Origin of the sequence: Mesorhizobium sp. B2-4-13, assembly GCF_006658535.1 — a bacterium.
Taxonomy (GTDB): Bacteria; Pseudomonadota; Alphaproteobacteria; order Rhizobiales; family Rhizobiaceae; genus Mesorhizobium; species Mesorhizobium australicum.
Window position 1 is genome coordinate 677,402 of sequence record NZ_VFVB01000001.1, and the last position, 20,689, is coordinate 698,090.

Consider the following 20,689-nt stretch of genomic DNA (forward strand, 5'->3'; position numbering starts at 1 on the left):
GAGGTGTCGACGATTAACAACTCGGGAGGTTTTTATGGAACGTCGGTTGTTTCTTACTGGAATGCTTGGCCTCGCGGGGGCAGCGGCGTTTGCGAGCGTGGCCGGACCCGGCCGCGCGGTAGCCGGTGTTCCCCAGGGAAACGGAATTCTCGATGAACTGGACAAGCCGGATCCGGCTGTCTTCGAAGGGGATGAAGCGGTCGAGGTAGAGCAGGTCTCGCATCGCGACTGGCATTTTCGCCGCCATCATGGCCACGATGGCTACTGGCGTCGTCGCCACGGGCGTCGCCGCGGCTGGAGACGAGTTTGCCGCAGCTACTGGCGCCATGGCCGCCGCCGTACCCGCTGCTGGCGCGAGCGCGTCTGGCTCCGCGTATGGCTGTAATCTCTTCTTGCTGACGCTAAGCCGGCCACCGCAGGTGGCCGGCACCTGTGTTCAGTCTCTTCAAGTCCGGCGTTGATTACCCAACTGTAACGTGTTTGGGACTCGCACTTTTGCCTAGCTGCCGCCGAATCGGCGGAACCATATGAGCCTTTGTCCGTTGAAGCCTGTTTAAAGCGGAGCTTTGACCATGCCGAGGGACCACCAAGAAGAACGGCATTCTGCAATCAAGATCATGCGTGCCGCGGAGAAGCGGCACGCATGAAGGGCGTCGCCATACTGACCGAAGCCCGCAGCGGCTCCGAATGGCTTGGCAGTCTCACGAACAGCACGGGATTGTTGGGCAAGTCGGCCGAGTGGCTCGATACGGCCAATCTGGGGTGCAAGCCGAAATCCTTCGATGACCTGATGTCCGCCGTGATCGATCGCGGCGGAACCGCAAACGGCACGTTCGCCGTGAAACTGTTTCCGCGGCATCTTCACTGGTCGCAGGCCAGATATGGAGTTGACTTCCTCGCTGAATGCAGCCGGCGCCATGCCATGGGCTTGGTCCTGCTGGAGCGGCGGGACCGCCTTCGCCAGGCGATTTCCTATTGCCGGGCAAAGGCGTCGGGGCATTGGAAAAGCACGATGGACGGCGCCGATCTGGTTCCGCGATACGACTTTGCCGGCATCTGCCAGGCCTATTTCCTGATCGAGCAGAGCTATGCCTTCTGGGAAGCTTACCTGCGGCTGGCCGATCTGGCATACGATCACTTTTTTTATGAGGATCTGTTGGACGATCCTCGGCCGTACGTTGCGTCGGTGGCCCGGCAGTTGTCGGTTGAAATGCCGGACGGAGGGTTCGAAACGAATTTACGCCTGCAGCGGGACGATCTCACCGAAGATTGGGCGGAGCGGTTCCGCAACGACGTCAAATCGGAAGACCTCCTGGCGCATCTGCCCAGGAAGGTGGCGCCGCGGAACATCAACAATCTCGCCCGGTTCCTCCTCAAGAAGCAGATGCTAACCGGACAGGCCTAGGCGAATCCCGATAGTGCTGCCAATCGGACAGGGGCCGGCCTAGGCAATCGGCTTTTCGCATCAGACTGGAGCGGGTAGCGGGAATCGAACCCGCGCGTTCAGCTTGGGAAGCTGACAGGCTACCATTACATCATACCCGCGCTGCAGCCTCGTTATCATGACGGCATGGCCTCGGGCAATCGCAAACCGGTTTCACAAGGCGGGCTTCGCCAACTCACCGGTGACGGTCGGCGTTGGCTCCCTGGCCTTTGCGACTTCGCCGCCGGCGGCGAAGCTCGGCCAGTATTTCGAGATGGCCAGCGTCGCGCCGGCGGAAGAGAAATGGCCATAGTCGAAATAGAGAAACTGCTTGCTGCCGGCATCCGCATAGGAGCAACCGGTTGCGTCGCACAGATAGGTGAGCGGGTCGATGAAGGTCGCGCCGTTGGCGAAGAGTTGCACCTGCTTGTTGATGTCGGGATCCATGGCCATCGGCCAGGATGTATTCGCGGCGCCCTCGTGTTTTGCAAAGAAAGCGATCTTCTGGACGTCGGCGATGAACTCCGGAGACTGGCCGATGACATAGACCTTGACACCCATGTCGCGTAGCCGGTCGATCGTCGTCTGCAGGCCATCGAAGCCCCTGGCCTGGTAGTCGGTCCATCGACCGCTCAGGATCACCGCCTGGATATTGGCATCACGGATGATCGACAGCGCCCGTTCGTTGAAGCGGGTGCAGGCCGGCCGGGCATAGGAAAAATAGCTCAGGTTGGGTGGGCAGCCGGCATAAGTATATTGGACGACGTTGGCCTGGATTTTCTGCGCGTTGGCTTCCAGGCCCGATACGTAGTGAGCCGCGAAGGAATCGCCCCACAGCAGCACATTGGTGGCAAAGCCGTGCGTGCGCGTGCAGCCGGCAAGGTTCCAATCCTCGATCCGGCTCGCACCCTCATTGAAGCAGACACCGTTGCGCCAGTCGCCCACCAGGATCCGTTGCGTCGAGAAATCCGGGAACCGCTGCGGAAAGCCCTTGCCCAGCACACCGGCCAGACCGCCGACGCACAGCAGGGCGATCGCCGTCGCCGAAAAGGCGAAGATCGGCAGCGGGGCGGTCAAGGCCCGCTTCCGCCGGAAAGGCTGCTCGACATATTTCCACGAGAAGGTCGCCAGGGCGACGCTGGCCACCGTCATCGCGACGATCATCGGCACCGAGATGGCCTTCAGCGAGAGGTAGTGGACGAAGGAGTTGATCGGCCAGTGAACAAGGTAGAGCGAATAGGAGATGAGGCCGATCCAGACCATCGGGGCGAACTGAAGCACACGCGTGGCGAGGGGCACGGGTCGGTTCGCATGGTTCTGGCCCGCATAGATCAGCAGGGCCGTTCCGACGCAGGGAAACAGGGCGTTATAGCCCGGAAACGGGTCGCTCTCCGAGATCGTTAGGAAGCCGAAGCCGAGCAGTGCAAAGCCGGCCAGGCCGATCAGTTCCGTCGCCGGCCGGCTGGCAAGTGGCGGCGGCCTTTTCAGCATCAGCATGGCGCCCAGCGCCAGTTCCCAGATGCGTGTCGGCAGCAGGTAGAAGCCGGCGGTCGGCGCCAGCGTGGTCGCCATCACCGCCAGGGCAAAACTGCCGATGGTGATGGGCAGAAGTATCGTCAGCCAGCGCTTCGAGGCATAGCGGTAGATCAGATAAACCAGGATCGGCGCGAAGATGTAGTACTGTTCCTCGACCGAAAGCGACCATGTGTGGAGCAGCGGCCGCAGTTCGGCGTCGATCGAAAAATAGTTCGTCGTCTTCCAGAAATAGATGTTCGACCAGAAGGTCGAGGCAGCGATCACGCTGAGGCTGAATTCGTGCAAGTCCGACGGCAGGAGGATGAACCATGCCGCGATGCTTGCAAGCAAGATGACGAAGGTCAGCGCCGGCAGGATGCGCCGTGCGCGGCGCCAGTAGAAGCGGCCGATCGAAAACTGGCCGCGCTCGAGATCATCCAGCAAGCTGCCGCTGATCAGATAGCCCGATATGACAAAGAAAATATCGACGCCGGTGAATCCCCCTGGGATGGCGGACACGCCAAAATGAAAGAGCACCACGGGCAGCACGGCAACGGCCCGCAGGCCGTCGATGTCGCGCCTGTAGTTCATTCGGACAGTCCGCGGCTCGCGGCCCGCCGATCTCGTGCGAAGCATGCCACGCCACTCATGCGACGATGCCTTGGTTGTGCGAAAAATCGTGACGCGTGGGGTTCACAGGCTCTCCTCTGCGAAACGATTTTGCTGCACTGCAACATGAGTGTCAAGCCGGAACGCCATGCCTTGAACGCCGGCGAAGCCGGTTTGGAAGCGGCCGATCAGGTTGCCGGCAGGTAGATCACGGCATAGTCATCGGCATAGGCCCGCTTCCAGCCCAACTCGGCGAAGAAGGGGATGCGGGTATCCGCGGCTGTAAGCAGTGCCCAGCCGATGGCGTATTTCTTCAACTGCGCCTCGAGCAGTGGTTTTCCGCCGGTCTGCCCCGTCGCCTCATCCGCTTTTGTGAACCCGCCCAGGAACAGCTGGTCCGTCCTGCCGTCGACATAGGTCTTGATGTCGTGGAAAATCAATGTGCCGCCGAAATTGTAGGAATTCAGCACATTGCCTGCGAGGTGGTGATCCCTGGCGAACGCAAGGGCGCCGCTGGCTGATGTCTTTGGGCTCGGCGCGACCTGGTAGGCGGCGTTGTTGAGCGCAAGCATCGCAACGACCAGCGACACCGCCGTCGCGCCGCGGAGCAGATGGAACCGGCTGGCGAAGAATTTTTCCAGTCCGTCGCGCTCTTCTTTCAGCCAGGCGCCTGCGGACAGGGCGGGATATTGGCGCGCGACCTCGACCGCGACCACCAGGGGAACAAGCAGGAAGAACAGATAGACGAACCGCAGATGCGAAAGGTAGACGTGCAAGGTGAAGACGATGAACAACGCCTTCGCCCAGCCGATCCGTAGCCTCGATGTCAGAAGCCCGAAAAAGGCCAGCAGTATCGCGGCTTCCTGGAGGACCTGTTCCTGGGCATTGAACGGCCGCCACTCCAGGATCAGCGGCACCGCCTCATTGCCATAGGCGACGGTGAGCGTGGCCAGGATGGCCTGCACGCCATAAGGGTGTATCAGGCTGACCAACGGACAGAGCAGGCCAAACGCCACCCACTTCGCCAAAAGTGCGGGTTTCGACAGGCCGGTGCGCGCCAGCAGATCGAGGCCGGCGAAGGCGGCGATGATGAAGCTCAGAGTGAACGTGGCATGCAGGTTCGCCCACAATACGACCAGACCGAGCAGCCAGAGCGGCGGGGCCTTCTCGTCCTGCGCGGCACGAAACAGCATCGTCGTCCAGACGACGATGATCGGTAAGGTGAAGACGTGCGGGCGCGCCGTATAGATCGGGCTGATCAGGAAGGCCGCGACGAATGCCAGCGCCACGGCCAGAACCGGTTTCAGGTGCGCGCTGAGGAACCATCCCGACAGGAAGACCGCGAGACAGATCGTGCCGATGATCAGCGTGACGACGCCGTTCCAGCCACCCGCGCTGTAGGCAAGGGCCAGCAGAACCTGCCCCAGCCATTCCTTGGCGATCCACGGTTGGCCGGCGAAGGTGTAGGAATAGGTGTCGACGGTCGGAAGCGTCCCGTTTGCCAGGAAATCCAGCCCCACTTTGACATGCCACCAGCTGTCGGGGTCCTGCAGGGTTGCGCTGGCAAAGGTTGCCAGAACCGTCGCCATGACACCCGCGCCGATGAGGCAGAATATCAGCCTGGCGCGCTGTGCGTCCTCGAGCGGCGAGAACACTGGAACGATTGCCTCGACCTTGTTCATGTCGCCGCTCCAGCGGACTTCATGTCGATCGCGACCAAGACAGTGTCCTTTGCCGCGCCGACGAAGACGAAACGGACGGAGCCGAGATAGAAGAGGACCGAGTAGAGGCAGTTTCCCGCCAGGTGGACAAACGGATTTTCGACGACGCCGGCGGACATGGCGGCGACCGCTACCGTCAGATTTGCGGTATAAGCCACAACGAAGGCAAGCGCATACCGCACCGCCGTGCCGGAGCGAAAACCGCCTGCACGGCCGAAGGTCCAGCGGCGGTTGAGGAAGAAGCCAAGGACAAGACCGCCGGCATAGCCGGTCATGTTGGCGGCGATGTCGCCAAGGCCCAGCTTCAGCCCAGCCAGGATAAGACAACAGCCCAGCGCCGTGTTGAGCAGCCCGACCGCGCCAAACCGCAGCATCCGCGAAAAGCCGGCCGGAACAGTCGACCATATCCTGCCCATGGCGTTCCCGTTACCCACGGTCGACCCTTACCTCAACGACGGGCCGCCCGTTTCACTATTTCCTGGAGGCGGTGGACCGGCAGGTCCTGGTCCTCGGCCGCCGCCTGGCTTCGTGAAACGATCTCGTTGACGAAATAAAGCGGTCGCCGCTTCGTCTCCATGTACATGCGGCCGAGATACTCGCCGAAAATGCCCAGCACCAGAAGCTGGACGCTGCCCAGGATAAGCATGATCGCGGCAAGGCTCGTCCAGCCCGGCAGAACATTGCCGATAGACCATTCGAACAGCGTATAGCCAAGCACGACCAGGCCGAGCAGGCCGAACATCATGCCCAGCAGCGAAGCGAAGCGCAAAGGCACGATCGAAAAGCTGGTCATAGCGTCGACCGCCAGAAGAACCATCTTCTTCAGCGGGTAGTGCGTTGCGCCGGCAAAGCGCCGCTGCCGTTCATAGGGAAAGGCGGCCTGCCTCAGCCCGATCCAGCTCACCATGCCGCGAATGAACCTGTAGCGTTCGGGCATCGCGATCAGATGGTCCAGCGCGCGCCGGCTCATCAGCCGGAAATCTCCGGAGTCCGGCGCGATCTCGACATCGACCATCCGGCCGAGCAGGCGGTAGAACATCGAGGCGGAGGCCAGCTTGAACCAGCTTTCGCCCTCCCGTTTTACCCTTTGGCCGTAGACCACGTCGAAGCCTTCATCCATTTTCGCCATCATTGCGCTCAATAGTTCGGGCGGATCCTGAAGGTCGGCGTCGAGGATGAGAATGCGTTGGCCGCGGCAGAATTCCAGCCCGGCGCTCAAGGCGATCTGATGGCCGTAGTTGCGGGCAAGGTCGATGGCGACCACATGGTCGTCCTTTTCGGCCAGTTCGAAAACGGCATCACGGGTTCCGTCGGTCGCTCCATCGATGACGAGCACGACCTCGTAGGAGAGGCTTTGCTCGAGGCATGCCGCGCTGACGCGTCGATGAAGCTCCGCCACGCCGTCGCGCTCATTGTAGCAAGGCACGACGACCGACAACATGGGTGCGCGGTGCGCGCCGATTTTTCCCGTTCCCACCAAAGCCTGGCTCCCGCTTGGGAATGGCAATAGCGGCAATTGGTTAGAAAACAGAAAACAGGTAAGCCGGGGGTCGTGCGGCCGCCACGCTTGGCGGCGCCGATGGCACGTGTCACGAACGAACCGGCAGTTCCATGCGGATGCGGGCACCGCGCCATAAGCCCGCCAGGATCCGGCTTTCACCAGCTGTGGCAGGGCAGAGCGCCCTCCCGATGGCGCCCAACATCTGCCGCGGCTTATCAATTCCCCCGCACCGGCCCCTGGCGGCTTGATGGATGGCCGCCAAGCACGTATCTCTGCGCCGTGCCCATGAGTCGGGGCATCTCAATCGGGAGACGGCCTTGTCCGCACTGACGCGCTTTCTCGGTGACTCGCCGCTCAGGATTGTTCTGAAGCTGCTGGTGGTATCCTTTCTCGTCGGCCTGGTCATGAACGCTTTCGGTTGGTCGCCGATGGACGTGTTCTACGGCATCCAGAAGTTCTTCATTGATCTATGGAATCTCGGCTTCCACGCCATCGACCGTTTCCTCGGCTACATCCTGCTCGGTGCCGCGATCGTCGTGCCAGCCTTCATCCTGCTCAGGATCGCCAACTACCGGAAGTGACCTTCAGGCATAGTCCGATGCGACCTCGAACAAGATGGCGTGGCGCGCGGCAAGTGCCGGCACATCGGTGGAATAGCCGCCGCCGATGACACCGCAGACGGGAATGCCGAGCGCCCGGAAATGGCCGATGACCATCTTGTCGCGGGCGCGCAGGCCTTTGTCGGAAAGCGACAGCCTGCCGAGCCGGTCCTCGGCATGGACGTCGACGCCGGCATTGTAGAAGACGATGTCCCAACGCGCCTGGGCCGACAGCTCCAGCAGGATGGTATCGAGCCTTTCGACATAGGCGGCGTCGCCCGTGCCGTCGGGCAGGGCGACGTCGAGGTCGGAGGCGATCTTGCGCGCGGGGTAGTTGCGCTCGCCATGCATGGAGAAGGTAAAGGCGCGCGGCTCGTCGCCCAGAATATCCGCCGTGCCGTCGCCCTGGTGCACGTCGAGATCGACCACCAGGATACTGTGTGCCGCGCCCTCCTCAAGCAGCACCAGCGAGGCGACGGCGACGTCGTTGAAAGTGCAGAAGCCGGCGCCTTGCGCGCGCCGCGCGTGATGGCTGCCGCCGGCGGTGTTGCAGGCGATGCCGTGACGCAGGGCAAGCCGCGCCGCCGCCACCGTGCCACCGGCGGCAAGCTGCGCGCGCAACGAGACGCGCGGGCCGACCGGAAAGCCGATCTCGCGCTCGATTTTTTCCGGGACCGAACAACCGAGAACCTGCTCGACATAATCTGTCGCATGGGCGAGCTTAAGCCACGACGCAGGCGCGGGTTCGGCTGTGTTGAGCGCCCCGGCTCCGGCCAGGCCGCGTGCTCGCAAGGCCTCCATCAGCAGCGGATATTTGCTCATCGGAAAGCGATGGCTGGTCGCGAAGCCGGCGTCGTAGTCGGGATGGTGGACGATCTGCAGGGGCATGAACTGGATCGGACGGTTTCGCGCCAGAGCGGGATTTCGGTTGGCCGCCGCGGAAGGGCGATTGCGCGGCGGCCGGAAAATGGGGCACATCGGTTCCCCGATCAAGCCGCAAATCAGCAAGGCAGCAATCCTTTGGACAAGGGCGCCATCCCAACCGAAGCCAGGGCGTTTTCCGTCACCAACCGGTCGGTGCTTGCCATCGCCGTGCCGATGACGCTCGCCTATCTGACGACGCCGCTGCTTGGCCTCGTCGATACGGCTGTTGTCGGCCAGTTCGGTGACGCCGCCTTGCTTGGCGGCCTGGCCGCCGGCGCGCTGGCTTTCGACGTCGTCTTCACCACCTTCAATTTTCTGCGCTCGGGTACCACCGGCCTCGTCGCCCAGGCTTTCGGGCGTGGAGACGCGCTGGAGGAACAGGCGGTGTTCTGGCGCGCCGTGCTGATCGCGGTCGTTGCCGGTGTCGTGCTGGCAGCGCTTTCACCGCTCATCGCCGTTGGCGGCCGGTGGTTCATGGACGCCGGGCCACGCGTCAGCGACGCGATGGGTGTCTACATCAGGATCAGGCTGCTTGCCGCCCCGTTCTCGCTGATCAACTACGCCATCCTCGGCTACGTGCTGGGGCGCGGCGAGGGCGGGCTCGGCTTAATCCTCCAACTGGTGCTGAACGGCACCAACATCGCGCTGTGCTTCCTGCTCGGCCTTGAGCTCGGCTGGGGTGTTTCCGGCGTCGCCTGGGCAACCGTCACCGGCGAATTCCTCGCCATGCTGCTTGGTCTCGCGATCGTGGTTCGCCGGTTCCGATCCACCCCGCCCCTGCCTCGGCAGCGCCTGCTCGATATGGGCGCCTTCCTGCGCATGCTGTCGCTCAACCGCGACATCATGATCCGCTCGTTCTCGCTGCTCGCCGCCTTCGCGCTGTTCACCCGCCAGGGCGCGCAGTTCGGCACGGTGACGCTGGCCGCCAATGCGGTGCTGATGAACTTCTTTCTCGTCGCCGGCTATTTCCTCGACGGGTTCGCCACCGCCGCCGAACAACTCGCCGGCCGCGCCGTCGGCGCGCGCTCCGAACAGCCCTTCCGGCAGGCGGTGCGGCTGACCCTGTTCTGGGGCCTTGGTCTGGCCGGTGCCGCGACGCTGGTGCTGCTCATGGCCGGCACCAACCTGATTGCCGTCGTAACGACGTCGCAGGAGGTCCGCGCCGTGGCCGACACATACCTGCCTTGGGCCGCGTTCACCGCGCTGAGCGGTGTGCTCGCCTTCCAGATGGATGGTGTCTTCATCGGCGCGACCTGGTCGCGCGACATGCGCAACATGATGCTCTTGTCATTCCTCGCCTTTGCCGCCGCGCTGATCACGCTGGCGCCCGCCTTCGGCAATCACGGCCTGTGGGCGGCGCTGCACGTCTTTCTGCTGGTGCGTGGATTGAGCCTGCTGACAATTCTGCGGCTGCGGATGCAAACCGCGTTCAGCTGAGCGGCTTCGACGCCCATCGGTCGAGATGGCTGTCGCGCAACTCGCGCATCGACCTGAGTTTTTCCGTCTCGGCAAAACGTGTCATTCCGGCGACGATCCGGCCCGGCAGCGCCGGTCCGCCATAGATCATGCCGGTGTAGAGCTGGACGAGATCGGCGCCGGCGCGGATCTTTTCCAGAGCCGTCTCCATTGAGTTGACACCGCCGACACCGATGATGGCCATTTCGGGCCCGAGCAGCTTGCGCATCCTGGCCAGCACGATGGTCGAGCGCTCGAATAGCGGCTTTCCCGAAAGCCCGCCTGTCTCCCGCGCGGCATCGTTGCTGCGCAGCGCCGGGCGGGAAATGGTTGTGTTGGAAACGATGATGCCGTCGATCTGCTTTTCGATGACCGCGGCGGCGATATCCTCCAGTTCGGCCTCGACCAAATCAGGCGCGATCTTGAGGAAGATCGGCGGCTGCGCGGACGCTGCAGTGCGCGCGGCCCTGACCCGGGACAATAATTCGCCGAGCTGCTCGCGCGCCTGCATGGTGCGCAGGCCTGGTGTATTGGGCGAGGAAATGTTGACGGTGAGATAGCTGGCATAAGGAGCAAAGCGGGAAACGCCGCTCTCATAGTCGCCGACGCGGTCGGTGCTGTCCTTGTTGGCACCAATGTTGACGCCGACGATGCCGCCGCGCCCCAAGCGCGCCACAAGCCTTTTTTCGGCGGCCGCATGGCCCTCATTGTTGAAGCCCAGCCGGTTGATGACAGCTTCATCCGATGTCAGCCGGAAGATGCGCGGCTTCGGGTTGCCGGCCTGCGGCAGCGGCGTCACCGTGCCGACTTCGGCAAAGCCAAAGCCGAGGCCAAGCAGCGCGTCGGGTACTTCGGCGTTCTTGTCGTAGCCAGCCGCCATGCCAAGTGGGTTCGGGAAATCGAGACCGCAAAGGCTGACCTTCAGCCTCGTATCGCGTACCGTCCGCGCGCCGCCCGGCAGGCCGCAGCGCAGTGCCGCGATCGACAGGCCATGCGCGGTTTCCGGATCGAAGGTGAACAGCAGTTTCTGGCCGATCCGGTCGAGCACGCTCATTGCCCCTCCAGGGCCGGGAACTGGTGGGTACCGTCGGCCCCAAGCGGCAGCGGCTTGACCCAGAGCACCGCTTTCAGGTCGAGCACGCCGTAGAGGTGCGGAAACAGCGCGCCGCCGCGCGAGATTTCGTATTTCAGCGCATCACCCAGGCGGTTTCCGTCGACGGCGACCAGCAGAAGGTCGGTCTGGCCCTGGAAATGCTTTGCCGCGGTTTCCCTGGCCTGCGCCGCCGTCGAAAAATGGATGAAGCCGTCGGCGGTGTCGATCGGCGCTCCGGCGAAGCGGCCTTTGGCTTCGGCCTCGCGCCAAGGCGCTTGCGGAGTTATCTTGTAGATAATCTGTGACATGGTTGCGCTATAATCCGAACCAGTCGCGCGGGGAAGGCCAGGCCAAGGGTCTTCCCCATTTCCGGCGCAAACATGCGATATTTGAGGCCTTGGCCATGGAGGACAACATGCGTCTGCAGCACATCTTGATCCCCGCCGCGCTCGTTTCGCTGATCGCGGCTTCAGCTTATTCGGAAGAAACAGACCGCTACCGGCTGGAAAAGTCGGCCACCGGCTATATCCGCATGGATACGCAGACCGGCGCGATGTCGATCTGCGAGGAGCGTTCGGGCCAGCTCGTCTGCAAGATGGCGGCCGACGAACGCGCCGCCTACCAGGACGAGGTCGATCGCTTGCAGGCCTCGATGAAGGCGATGGACGAGCGCGTCACCAAGCTGGAGAATTCGCTCTCCGCCCGTCTCGAATCGAAACTGCCGAGCGAGGAGGATTTCAACACGACGATGAGCTACATGGAGCGCTTCCTGAAGAGCTTCATGGGCATCGTCAAGGATATGGACAAGGACAGCGGCGACGGCGCCCGGCCCAACTCGCAGAAGACCTGAGCGCCATAGACAAGGGAAAACGCGGCGCGCTGGCTTTGCCGCTTGAAAACCGTGCGCAGCCCCTCATAATCGTCCAACTGATCCCGCAAAAAGCAGTAAATCGGGGATTCGGGGAGGGACATTTGCCGTCAGGCTATTCTTTCGTGATCGCCGACGATCATCCGCTGTTTCGCGGCGCGCTGCGCGAGGCGCTTGCCGGCATCGGCAATGTCGCCGCCATCCATGAGGCCGGTGATTTCGAAAGCGCCAAGGCATTGGTCGTGGCCAATGAAGATGTCGATCTGGTGCTGCTCGACCTGTCGATGCCTGGCGCCAGCGGCCTCTCCGGCCTGATCTCGTTGCGCGGTATCCATCCTGCGGTGCCGCTGGTCGTGGTGTCGGCGCATGACGACCCGGCGACCATACGGCGCGCGCTCGATCTCGGCGCCTCCGGTTTCATCTCCAAGTCGGCCAGCATGGAGGAAATCCGCGGCGCCGTGCAGTCGGTGCTTGCCGGCGACATCGCGGCACCTGTCGGCGTCGATCTCGGCGTCGAACGCGATCCCGAAATATCGGACCTGATCAAACGATTGCAGACGTTGACCCCGCAGCAGACCCGCGTGCTCGGCATGCTGGCCGAGGGCCTGCTCAACAAGCAGATCGCTTATGAACTCGGCGTCTCCGAGGCGACGATCAAGGCGCATGTCTCGGCCATATTGCAAAAGCTCGGCGTCGACAGTCGCACCCAGGCGGTGATCCTGCTGTCCAAGATAGGCAGCGACCCGCTGCAGCCGGCGGGCTGAGTGCCGGCTGCTTGGCTCGGTCGGAACTTTTAACTTCGGCTCGCCGCATCGACCTGTTCCGATGCGCTCGCCGACATGTTCTGCGCCTATCTCGAAGCCCTGGAGCACCAGGCCTGATTCAGGCGCTTCGATGTCACTCCGCCGCCCGCACCATCGGCCTGAACCTGGCCATCATCGAACGCAGCACCGCCGGCTTCAACGGCTTGTTGATCATCGGGATGTCCAGGCCTGCCGCGGCTGCTCGTACCTCGTTGGAACGGTCGGCCGTGACCAGCACGGCCGGCAGGTCGTCGCCGTGGGTGGCTCGCAGCCTGATAATGATATCGAGACCGGTTTCGCGGTCGAGATGGTAGTCGGCAAGCACGATGTCCGGACGGTCGATCGCGGCCCTCTCCAGATCCTCCGAGCCGGTCACCGTGGCGACATTGCAGCCCCAGCCCTCGAGCAGCAGCCGCATGCCCTCGAGGATACGGATGTCATTGTCGATGCACAGCACATGCAGGCCGGAGAGCGAAGCCGCCGCGCGGGCCGGCGCCCTGGTCTCGACCTCGCGTCGCGGCACCTGCGCGACCGCCACGGGCAGGATGACGGAAAAGCGCGTGCCCTTGCCCGGGTTGGAGAAGATACGGATCTCAAGCCGCAACACCCTGGCGATGCGGTCGACGATGGACAGGCCAAGACCAAGACCTTCTGCTTCGCGTGCGCCTTCGTCCAGTCGGGTAAACTCATGGAAGACGGTGTTCAGCTTGTCGCCGGCGATGCCAATGCCGGTGTCGATGATCTGGATTTCCGCCAGTTCGCCGCGCCGCCGCACGCCGACCAGGATGCGGCCCTGGCGGGTGTACTTGATGGCATTGGAAACCAGGTTCTGGATCAGGCGGCGCAAAAGGTTGCGGTCCGTCATCACGGTCAGTGAGGACGCAATGATGGTCAGCTCGAGCTTCTTTGCTGCGGCCATCGGTCGAAAATCATTGCCGATCTGGCTGAGCAGGCCGTCGAGGTTGAAGGCGGTATCGTCCGGCTTCATGGCGCCGGCATCGAGGCGCGAAATGTCGAGCACGGCGCCGAGAATGGTCTCGACCGATTCCAGCGAGGATTCGATGTTGATGGCCGCCTTGCCGGCCGGACCCTTGCCGGCCTTCTCGATCAGCGAGGAGCAATAGAGCCGGGCGGCGTTCAAGGGCTGCAGGATGTCGTGACCGGCGGCGGCAAGGAAGCGCGTCTTGCCGAGATTGGCCTCCTCGGCAAGCATCTGGGCCTGCGCCAGTTCCTCGTTGACCCGGGTCAATTCCTCGTTGACCCCAGTCAGTTCGATGGTGCGGGTCTTGACGCGCTGCTCCAGTGATTCATTGGCGCTTTTCAGCGCGAGATCCTGTTCGACGCGGCCGGAAATGTCGGCATAGGTGGCGACGATGCCGCCGTCAGGCATCGGGTTGGAGCGCAGTTCGAGGATGCGGCCGCTGGTCTTCAGCTCCATCTGCCAGGGGCTGACGAAGCTGGTCAGCCGGTTGAGCATTGTCACGCGCTGGTCGGCGGGAATGTCGCCGCGCTCGGCCAGATGGCGAAGGATCTGGTCGAGCGAAACGCCGACCTGGCCCATCTCGTCGGGCAGGTCGAACAGCGCCCGGTACTGGCGGTTCCAGCAGATCAGCCGGAAATCGCGGTCGAAGACGGTAATGCCTTGCTCCATCTGGTCGAGCGCGATCTGCAGCAGGTCGCGGTTGTGCTGCAGCGCTTCCGTGGCGTCGTCGAGCAGGCGGAAGGCGTCGCGGGATTCGCGGTCGTGGCGCCGGAACAGCAGCGACAGGATCAACCGTGCCGAGGAAGAGCCGACGGCGCTGGCCAATAGCTGCTCGGAAAAGCGGATGACGTCCATGCTGGCCTGCTCGTTGCCATGCAGCGAGGTACCGTTGCTCTTCTCGAAGGATTGAAACGACCGCTCGGTGCGTTCGACGCCGAGATAGCGTGCGATCGTATCCTTGAGGTCGTTGACGGTGATGGCGGTGCGGAAGCGGCGCAGGCTCGGCATCGGTCCGGCTTCGCGCGGCACGAAGATCGATGCCTGGATGCGCTCCAGCGGCACCGACGCGCGCGACAGTGAGCCGAAGACGAAAAACAGCGCGTTGACCGACAGGCTCCACAGCACGCCGTGGTTCAGCGGCTCGGCGACGGTGCCGAACAGTGCCTGCGGCCGCAGTGCCTCGAAGCCGAACAGTCCGTGGACGATGATGCCTGTATCGGGCGCGACGAGCGACGGGACCAGCAGCGTATAGCCCCAGACCAGGATGCCGGCGACCATGCCGAGTGCCGCACCCCGGCCATTGGCGCCGCGCCAGATCAGCCCACCAACCAGGGCAGGGGCGAACTGCGCGATCGCGGCGAAGGACATCAGGCCGATCGAGGACAGCCGGGCGCTGTTGGTGCTCTCGCGATAATAGAGAAAGGCGATGAACAAAAGGATGAAGATCGACGCCCGCCGCACATTGAGGATGAGCGTCGACCAATCCTCGTTCTCCGAGGTGGTCGTCCGCAACAGCCGGCGCACGAACAGCGGGATGATCAGGTCGTTGGAGATCATGATCGACAGCGCCACGCTCTCCACGATGACCATGGCGGTTGCCGCCGACAAGCCGCCGATGAAGGCGGCCATGGCCAGGAAATCGTGGCCGCTGAACAGCGGCAGCGACAGCACGTAAAGGTCGCTGCTCGTCCTCGCGCCGACCAGCGTCAGGCCGGCAAAGGCGATCGGCAGCACGAACAGGTTGATTGCCACGAGATACAGCGGGAACACCCAGGTCGCGGTGCGCAGTTCGGCCTCGCTGCGGTTCTCGACGATGGTGACGTAGAACTGCCGCGGCAAAAGGATGATGGCAAAGCCGCTCAGGCACGTCAGCACCAGCCAGGTGGCCAGCGATGTCGAATAGCCCATTGCCTGCCGCACCTGGCCATTCTCGGCCAGCCGGTCGAACATGTCGCCGGGGCCGCCGAAGATCAGGAAGGTGACCATCAGGCCGATGGCCAGGAAGGCGGCGAGCTTGACCACGGTCTCCACCGCCACCGCCAGCACCAGCCCATCCTGGTGTTCGGTGGCATCGGCGTGGCGCGTGCCGAACAGGACCGCGAACAGCGCAAGCAGCATGGCGACGACCAGCGAGATGTCGCTGACGAACGGATCGAAGGACGGCGGCGAGCCCGTATAATGCTCGACCATCAGGCTGACCGAGCCGGAGATCGCCTTCAATTGCAGCGCGATATAGGGCACGGCGCCGATCGTGGCGATCAGCGTGGCGATGGCTGCCACGGTGAAGCTCTTGCCGTAGCGGGCGCCGAGGAAGTCGGCGACCGAAGTGATCTTCTCGGTCTTGGCCAGCCGCACGATGCGGTTGAGCAAGGGAAAGCCGAACACGAACACCAGCACCGGGCCGGTATAGATGCCGAGGAACTCGAGGCCGCGTTCGGAGGAAAGGCCGACCGAGCCGAAGAAGGTCCAGGACGTGCAGTAAATGGCAAGGCTGAGCGCATAGATGAAAGGTCGCGCCCTGCTGGGCCCTGACAAGGCCGAGCGGCGGTCGCCCAGGCTGGCGATGGCGAACAGCAGCGTCACATAGGCGATCGCGATGATGACGATGAACAAGCCCTGCACGCCGGCAAGATCCTCCCTGTGCCGATTTTCACCTGGCCGGGTCAGACGCAATCACAGCTTGGGCGCCAAGTCCATCACGGCTTTGGGCACCTGATTTCAAAGAGGTAACGCAGGGTAAGGCGAAACCGGTGGTTTTCTCCTTTTTGCCCATGTTGCAACTTGAGGTTTTTGTTATGGTATCGCCGGGGCGGTGCTTCCGGGATGGGACGGCTGCGCGGCCCGCCATGATAAGGAGGGTCGAATGCTGAAAGAATTCCAGGAATTCATTTCCAAGGGCAATGTGATGGACTTGGCCGTCGGCGTCATCATCGGCGCTGCCTTCGGCAAGATCGTCGATTCCCTGGTCAACGACATCATCATGCCGATTGTCGGAGCGATCTTCGGCGGCTTGGACTTCAACAACTACTTCTTTGGGCTTTCCTCGGCCGTCAACGCCACCTCGCTGGCGGAAGCCAAAAAGCAAGGTGCTGTTTTTGCCTATGGCAGCTTCATCACCGTGGTGCTGAATTTCATCATCCTAGCCTTCATCATCTTCCTCATGGTCAAGGCCGTGAACAACATGCGCAGGCGCCTGGAAAGGGAAAAGCCGGCTCCAGCGGCCGCGCCACCGCCGGCCGATGTGCAGCTTTTGACCGAAATCCGCGATCTGCTGGCCAGGTGATAGACGGATAGGGTTCTTCTGGACCAAAACCCCGGTCGTTCGCGGCCGGGGTTTTCTGTTTTCGCATCTGGTAAACAGCACCTGCGAACGCCCCGAGACAATGGACCTGCCCATGACCTTGATCCAGACCCTGCGCCCCGAGGCCCTGGCCGCGCCCGAAAGCGGTATCGTCGCCGTCGTCAACTATGGCAGATTGCGCGAAGGCCTGATCCCGCTTTGGGCCGGCGAGGGCGACCTGCCGACGCCGTCCTTCATCACCGATGCGGCGTCGAAGGCGTTGGCCGGCGGTGAGACGTTCTACACCTGGCAGAGGGGCATTCCCGATCTCAGGCAGGCGCTGGCACGCTACTACGAAAGGCACTTCGCCAAGACCTTCGCCGAGGAGCAATTCATCGTCACCGGCTCCGGCATGCATGCCATCCAGCTGGCGCTCGACGCGCTTGCGGGAGCCGGCGACGAGGTGATCTACCTGTCGCCAGCATGGCCGAATTTCGACGCCGCCGCCGCCATCGCGGGTGCCGTGCCGGTGCCGGTCACGCTCGACCATTCCGGAAATGGCTGGTCATGCGACGTCGAGAAAATAGCGGCGGCGGTCACACCGCGCACGAAGGCGTTGTTCATCAACACGCCGTCCAATCCGACCGGCTGGACCGCCGATCACGAGACCTTGCGGGCGATCCTCGATCTCGCCCGCGCCAAGGGCCTGTGGATCATCGCCGACGAGATCTATTCGCTGTTCCACTATGGTCACGGCCGCGCGCCGTCCTTCCTCGACATCGCGGAGGCGGAAGACCGCATCCTGTTCGTCAACAGCTTCTCCAAGAACTGGGCGATGACCGGCTGGCGCGTCGGCTGGATCAAGACGCATCCAAGCCTGCAGCAGGTGTTCGAGAACCTGATCCAGTATTCGAACTCGGGCGTGGCCCAGTTCATGCAGCGCGGCGCGGTCGCGGCGCTCGACGAGGGCGATGCCTTCGTCGCCGAACAGGTGGAGCGGGCGAGGCAAGCGCGCGACCTGGTCTGCGGCATTCTGGGCGAAACCGGCAAGGCGCGCTTCACCGTGCCGCAGGGCGCATTTTACCTGTTCTTCACCGTCGACGGCATCACGGACTCGCGGGCAGCCGCTTTCGAAATCGTCGACAAGGCCAATGTCGGCCTGGCGCCCGGCACCGCCTTCGGGCCCGGTGGCGAAGCGTTCCTGCGGCTGTGCTTCCACCGCCGGCTCGACCAGCTCGAGGATGCGGCAAACCGGCTGGCAAGGTGGATGAAGACTGTCTGAACTCTGACGAAGCCCGAATTGAAAGCCGCGTCAGCTGGCCGTCGGAGTAGAGTTTCAAACGGGCTTCAGCCGCCCGACTTGGGCACCAGCAGTGGAATGATGCGGTCGCTCTTGGTCACTGAGGGCCGTCCCGCCGAACCGAAGGGGATGCCGAGCGCGTCCCAGGTTTCGACCAACGCGTCCTGCAGTTCGGCGATCAGCGCATCGGAATGGAACGGCGTCGGCGTGATGCGCAACCGTTCGGTACCGCGTGGCACCGTCGGGTAGTTGATCGGCTGGATGTAGATGCCGTGGACGCCGAGCAGGCGGTCGCTCGCCATCTTGCAGAGTTCAGGATCGCCAACCAGTACCGGCACGATATGTGTCGGCGATTCCATCACCGGCAGACCGGCCGCCGACAGGATCTGCTTGGTTCGGCTCGCCTGCTGCTGCTGGGCGTCGCGCTCGGCCTGCGAGCGCTTCAGGTGACGGATCGAGGTGGTGGCGGCCGCGGCGATCGCCGGCGGCAGCGCGGTGGTGAAGATGAAGCCCGGCGCGTAGGAGCGCACCGCGTCGATGACGGCGCTGGTGCCGGTAATGTAGCCGCCCAGCGTGCCGAACGCCTTGGCCAGCGTGCCTTCGATGATATCGATGCGGTCGGCCAGGCCTTCGCGCTCGGTGATGCCGCCGCCGCGCCGTCCGTACATGCCGACGGCGTGGACCTCGTCGATATAGGTCATGGCGTTGTAGCGTTCGGCGAGTTCGACGATCTCCTTGATCGGCGCGATGTCGCCATCCATCGAATAGACGCTTTCGAAGACGATCAGCTTGGCGCGTTCGCGCCCCGCGGTCTGCAGCAGGCTTTCCAGATGCGCGACGTCATTGTGGCGGAAGATCTTTTTCTCGGCGCCCGAGCGCCGCACGCCTTCGATCATCGAGGCATGGTTCAGTTCGTCCGAGATGATCAGGCAATTGGGCAAAAGCCGCGCTACGGTCGAGATCGAGGCCTCGTTGGAGACGAAGCCGGAGGTGAATACCAAGGCGGCTTCCTTGCCGTGCAGGTCGGCCAGCTCATGCTCGAGCTCGACCAGCGGGTTGGACGTGCCGGAAATGTTGCGGGTGCCGCCGGCGCCCGATCCCATCTTGCCGGCCGCGTTCTGGAATGCGGCGATCACGTCAGGATGCTGGCCCATGCCGAGATAGTCGTTGGAACACCAGACGGTGATTTCCTCGGCGCGGCCGTTGGAACGCCAGATGGCGCGCGGAAATTTGCCCGCGATACGCTCCAGGTCGGCGAAGACGCGGTAGCGACGCTCGGCATGGAGCTGATCGATCGCTTCCTCGAAAAACCGCTGATAGTTCATGTCGACTTCCCAATTTTGCGCGGCATCATAATCATTGGCCTTTTGGCCGTCCACCGGGCCATTTTGGTCAAAATGCCACGCCCCGCACCTGTTCCTAACGTTGGCGGATCGTGGCCTATTCCGCTTCACGACACGCTCAGTGGATCACTTTTGTTTCCGCATGATGCCACATCAAGTGAACGCCGGTTACCTCTCGTTCTAATGGTCATGCGCCGGGCTTTCCAGTAAGGCGGTTGTTGAGACAGTTTCCGATAAATCTTGGGTAAGCGAGGACTTGGGATGACGGTTTTGGTGACAGGCGGCGCCGGCTATATCGGCAGCCATATGGTCTGGGAATTGCTGGATGCAGGCGAAAGCGTGGTCGTTCTCGACCGCCTTTCCACCGGCTTCGAATGGGCAGTGGCGCCGGAGGCAAAGCTGATTGTCGGCGATGTCTCCGACAAGGAATTGGTCGGCGGGATCATCCGGGACAATCATGTCGACGCCATCATCCATTTCGCCGGCTCCATCGTGGTGCCGGAATCGGTAGCCGATCCGCTCGCCTACTACGAGAACAACACCTCGAAGACCCGCACGCTGATCGAAACAGCGGTCCGCGAAGGCGTGCCGAATTTCATCTTCTCCTCGACAGCCGCCGTCTATGGCGGCGCCGGGCTGGAGCCGGTGCGCGAGGATGCCCGCCTGGCGCCGGAATCGCCCTATGGCCTGTCCAAGCTGATGAGCGAGTGGATGCTGCGCGACGCGGCCCTTGCGCACGACATCCGCTACACGGCGCTGCGCTATTTCAACGTCGCCGGCGCCGACCCGAAGGGCCGCACCGGCCAGTCCACTCCGGGCGCCACCCATCTGATCAAGGTCGCCTGCGAGACCGCGCTCGGCAAGCGACCCTTCATGCAGGTCTTCGGTACCGACTATCCGACGCCGGACGGCACCTGCATGCGCGACTATATCCACGTCAGCGATCTGGCCGCCGCGCATCGCCTGGCTTTGCAGCGGCTGCGCGCCGGGGGCGCCAGCCTCGTCGCCAATTGCGGTTACAGCCATGGCTATTCGGTGCTCGAGGTGATCGAAAGCGTGCGGCGCGCCTTCGGCCATGATTTCGAGGTCAGGATGGGCGACCGGCGTCCCGGGGATGCCGCGGCGGTGGTTGCGAATTCCGATCTCGCCCGGTCCGAACTGGGCTGGACCCCGCAACGCGACGATCTCGACCAGATCGTCAACGACGCGCTGTCCTGGGAACGCATCCTGACCAGCAAGAACTCCGCGCGGGGCTGAGCGCGCTTTCCCCAGG

At 63.2% G+C, this 20,689-nt stretch carries 18 protein-coding genes and 1 tRNA gene; 8 read left to right on the top strand and 11 right to left on the bottom strand.

Going from position 1 to position 20,689, the window contains the following annotated elements:
• Window positions 1-13 precede the first annotated feature (13 nt).
• Complete coding sequence (locus FJ936_RS30415; RefSeq protein ID WP_181171003.1) at window positions 14-280, bottom strand: hypothetical protein; 267 nt, start codon at window positions 278-280, stop codon at window positions 14-16.
• Window positions 281-643: 363 nt separating this feature from the next.
• Here FJ936_RS30415 and FJ936_RS03280 point away from each other — a divergent pair, with 363 nt between their 5' ends.
• Window positions 644-1,405 carry a Stf0 family sulfotransferase gene (locus tag FJ936_RS03280; RefSeq protein WP_015319279.1) on the top strand — a complete coding sequence of 254 codons (762 nt, stop codon included), beginning with the start codon at window positions 644-646 and terminating at the stop codon, window positions 1,403-1,405.
• A 66-nt stretch (window positions 1,406-1,471) separates the two neighbouring features.
• Here FJ936_RS03280 and FJ936_RS03285 read toward each other — a convergent pair.
• The 5 genes from FJ936_RS03285 to FJ936_RS03305 all read right to left on the bottom strand — a co-directional run bounded on the left by FJ936_RS03285 (window position 1,472) and on the right by FJ936_RS03305 (window position 6,745).
• Window positions 1,472-1,545: transfer RNA gene (locus FJ936_RS03285), tRNA-Gly, on the bottom strand.
• 52 nt (window positions 1,546-1,597) lie between these two features.
• A complete protein-coding gene (locus FJ936_RS03290) occupies window positions 1,598-3,529 on the bottom strand; it encodes an acyltransferase family protein (protein ID WP_140787184.1) in 1,932 nt (643 codons plus the stop codon).
• 206 nt (window positions 3,530-3,735) lie between these two features.
• The gene (locus FJ936_RS03295) at window positions 3,736-5,229 is read right to left on the bottom strand and encodes a hypothetical protein (RefSeq protein WP_140787185.1); all 1,494 of its coding nucleotides are present in this window, start codon (window positions 5,227-5,229) and stop codon (window positions 3,736-3,738) included.
• Window positions 5,226-5,684 carry a GtrA family protein gene (locus FJ936_RS03300; RefSeq protein WP_140787187.1) on the bottom strand — a complete coding sequence of 153 codons (459 nt, stop codon included), beginning with the start codon at window positions 5,682-5,684 and terminating at the stop codon, window positions 5,226-5,228. Before FJ936_RS03300 ends, FJ936_RS03295 begins: the two co-directional genes overlap by 4 nt.
• 32 nt (window positions 5,685-5,716) lie before the next feature.
• Window positions 5,717-6,745, bottom strand: coding sequence for a glycosyltransferase family 2 protein (locus FJ936_RS03305; RefSeq protein ID WP_210241762.1), 1,029 nt, complete (start codon window positions 6,743-6,745; stop codon window positions 5,717-5,719).
• A 341-nt stretch (window positions 6,746-7,086) separates the two neighbouring features.
• Between FJ936_RS03305 and FJ936_RS03310 the strand changes: the two genes are divergently transcribed.
• Window positions 7,087-7,350, top strand: coding sequence for a DUF6460 domain-containing protein (locus tag FJ936_RS03310; RefSeq protein ID WP_140614732.1), 264 nt, complete (start codon window positions 7,087-7,089; stop codon window positions 7,348-7,350).
• 3 nt (window positions 7,351-7,353) lie between these two features.
• On the opposite strand, the gene FJ936_RS03315 is transcribed toward FJ936_RS03310, so the two are convergent.
• The gene (locus FJ936_RS03315) at window positions 7,354-8,256 is read right to left on the bottom strand and encodes a histone deacetylase (protein WP_015319253.1); all 903 of its coding nucleotides are present in this window, start codon (window positions 8,254-8,256) and stop codon (window positions 7,354-7,356) included.
• Window positions 8,257-8,388: 132 nt separating this feature from the next.
• Between FJ936_RS03315 and FJ936_RS03320 the strand changes: the two genes are divergently transcribed.
• Window positions 8,389-9,729, top strand: a complete 1,341-nt coding sequence (locus FJ936_RS03320; RefSeq protein ID WP_140787189.1) for an MATE family efflux transporter — start codon at window positions 8,389-8,391, stop codon at window positions 9,727-9,729.
• Here the strand turns inward: FJ936_RS03320 and FJ936_RS03325 are convergent.
• Together FJ936_RS03325 and FJ936_RS03330 are read right to left on the bottom strand one after the other, a co-directional pair.
• Entirely contained in the window at window positions 9,722-10,801 is a 1,080-nt protein-coding gene (locus FJ936_RS03325; protein ID WP_140787191.1) for a quinone-dependent dihydroorotate dehydrogenase, read from the bottom strand. The genes FJ936_RS03320 and FJ936_RS03325 overlap by 8 nt on opposite strands.
• Window positions 10,798-11,148 (bottom strand): DUF952 domain-containing protein, encoded by a 351-nt coding sequence (locus tag FJ936_RS03330; protein ID WP_015319250.1) that lies wholly within the window; start codon window positions 11,146-11,148, stop codon window positions 10,798-10,800. The genes FJ936_RS03325 and FJ936_RS03330 overlap by 4 nt, the downstream gene beginning before the upstream one ends.
• Before the next feature lie 107 nt (window positions 11,149-11,255).
• Here FJ936_RS03330 and FJ936_RS03335 point away from each other — a divergent pair, with 107 nt between their 5' ends.
• Window positions 11,256-11,690, top strand: a complete 435-nt coding sequence (locus FJ936_RS03335) for a hypothetical protein (protein ID WP_140787195.1) — start codon at window positions 11,256-11,258, stop codon at window positions 11,688-11,690.
• Between the two features lie 122 nt (window positions 11,691-11,812).
• Window positions 11,813-12,472: a response regulator transcription factor gene (locus tag FJ936_RS03340; RefSeq protein ID WP_015319247.1), complete on the top strand. Its 660-nt coding sequence runs from the start codon at window positions 11,813-11,815 to the stop codon at window positions 12,470-12,472.
• 133 nt (window positions 12,473-12,605) lie between these two features.
• Here FJ936_RS03340 and FJ936_RS03345 read toward each other — a convergent pair whose 3' ends face one another.
• Window positions 12,606-16,115: a PAS domain-containing hybrid sensor histidine kinase/response regulator gene (locus tag FJ936_RS03345; RefSeq protein ID WP_141906085.1), complete on the bottom strand. Its 3,510-nt coding sequence runs from the start codon at window positions 16,113-16,115 to the stop codon at window positions 12,606-12,608.
• Between the two features lie 241 nt (window positions 16,116-16,356).
• On the opposite strand from FJ936_RS03345, the gene mscL reads away from it, so the two are divergent.
• Window positions 16,357-16,776 (top strand): large conductance mechanosensitive channel protein MscL, encoded by a 420-nt coding sequence (mscL, locus tag FJ936_RS03350; protein WP_141906086.1) that lies wholly within the window; start codon window positions 16,357-16,359, stop codon window positions 16,774-16,776.
• 112 nt (window positions 16,777-16,888) lie between these two features.
• Entirely contained in the window at window positions 16,889-18,055 is a 1,167-nt protein-coding gene (locus tag FJ936_RS03355) for a pyridoxal phosphate-dependent aminotransferase (RefSeq protein ID WP_141906087.1), read from the top strand.
• A gap of 65 nt (window positions 18,056-18,120) precedes the next feature.
• On the opposite strand, the gene hemA is transcribed toward FJ936_RS03355, so the two are convergent.
• Window positions 18,121-19,398: a 5-aminolevulinate synthase gene (gene hemA, locus FJ936_RS03360; protein WP_141906088.1), complete on the bottom strand. Its 1,278-nt coding sequence runs from the start codon at window positions 19,396-19,398 to the stop codon at window positions 18,121-18,123.
• Between the two features lie 279 nt (window positions 19,399-19,677).
• Between hemA and galE the strand changes: the two genes are divergently transcribed.
• Window positions 19,678-20,673 carry a UDP-glucose 4-epimerase GalE gene (gene galE / locus FJ936_RS03365; protein ID WP_140614724.1) on the top strand — a complete coding sequence of 332 codons (996 nt, stop codon included), beginning with the start codon at window positions 19,678-19,680 and terminating at the stop codon, window positions 20,671-20,673.
• Window positions 20,674-20,689: the final 16 nt, after the last annotated feature.

What these genes read in the sequence shown, in the direction of transcription:
- FJ936_RS03280 (WP_015319279.1), top strand. Translation starts at nt 644, where the DNA reads ATGAAGGGCGTCGCCATACTGACCGAAGCCCGCAGCGGCTCCGAATGG.
- FJ936_RS03290 (WP_140787184.1), bottom strand. Translation starts at nt 3,529, where the DNA reads ATGAACTACAGGCGCGACATCGACGGCCTGCGGGCCGTTGCCGTGCTG.
- FJ936_RS03295 (WP_140787185.1), bottom strand. Translation starts at nt 5,229, where the DNA reads ATGAACAAGGTCGAGGCAATCGTTCCAGTGTTCTCGCCGCTCGAGGAC.
- FJ936_RS03300 (WP_140787187.1), bottom strand. Translation starts at nt 5,684, where the DNA reads ATGGGCAGGATATGGTCGACTGTTCCGGCCGGCTTTTCGCGGATGCTG.
- FJ936_RS03315 (WP_015319253.1), bottom strand. Translation starts at nt 8,256, where the DNA reads ATGCCCCTGCAGATCGTCCACCATCCCGACTACGACGCCGGCTTCGCG.
- FJ936_RS03325 (WP_140787191.1), bottom strand. Translation starts at nt 10,801, where the DNA reads ATGAGCGTGCTCGACCGGATCGGCCAGAAACTGCTGTTCACCTTCGAT.
- FJ936_RS03330 (WP_015319250.1), bottom strand. Translation starts at nt 11,148, where the DNA reads ATGTCACAGATTATCTACAAGATAACTCCGCAAGCGCCTTGGCGCGAG.
- FJ936_RS03335 (WP_140787195.1), top strand. Translation starts at nt 11,256, where the DNA reads ATGCGTCTGCAGCACATCTTGATCCCCGCCGCGCTCGTTTCGCTGATC.
- mscL (WP_141906086.1), top strand. Translation starts at nt 16,357, where the DNA reads ATGCTGAAAGAATTCCAGGAATTCATTTCCAAGGGCAATGTGATGGAC.
- FJ936_RS03355 (WP_141906087.1), top strand. Translation starts at nt 16,889, where the DNA reads ATGACCTTGATCCAGACCCTGCGCCCCGAGGCCCTGGCCGCGCCCGAA.
- hemA (WP_141906088.1), bottom strand. Translation starts at nt 19,398, where the DNA reads ATGAACTATCAGCGGTTTTTCGAGGAAGCGATCGATCAGCTCCATGCC.
- galE (WP_140614724.1), top strand. Translation starts at nt 19,678, where the DNA reads ATGACGGTTTTGGTGACAGGCGGCGCCGGCTATATCGGCAGCCATATG.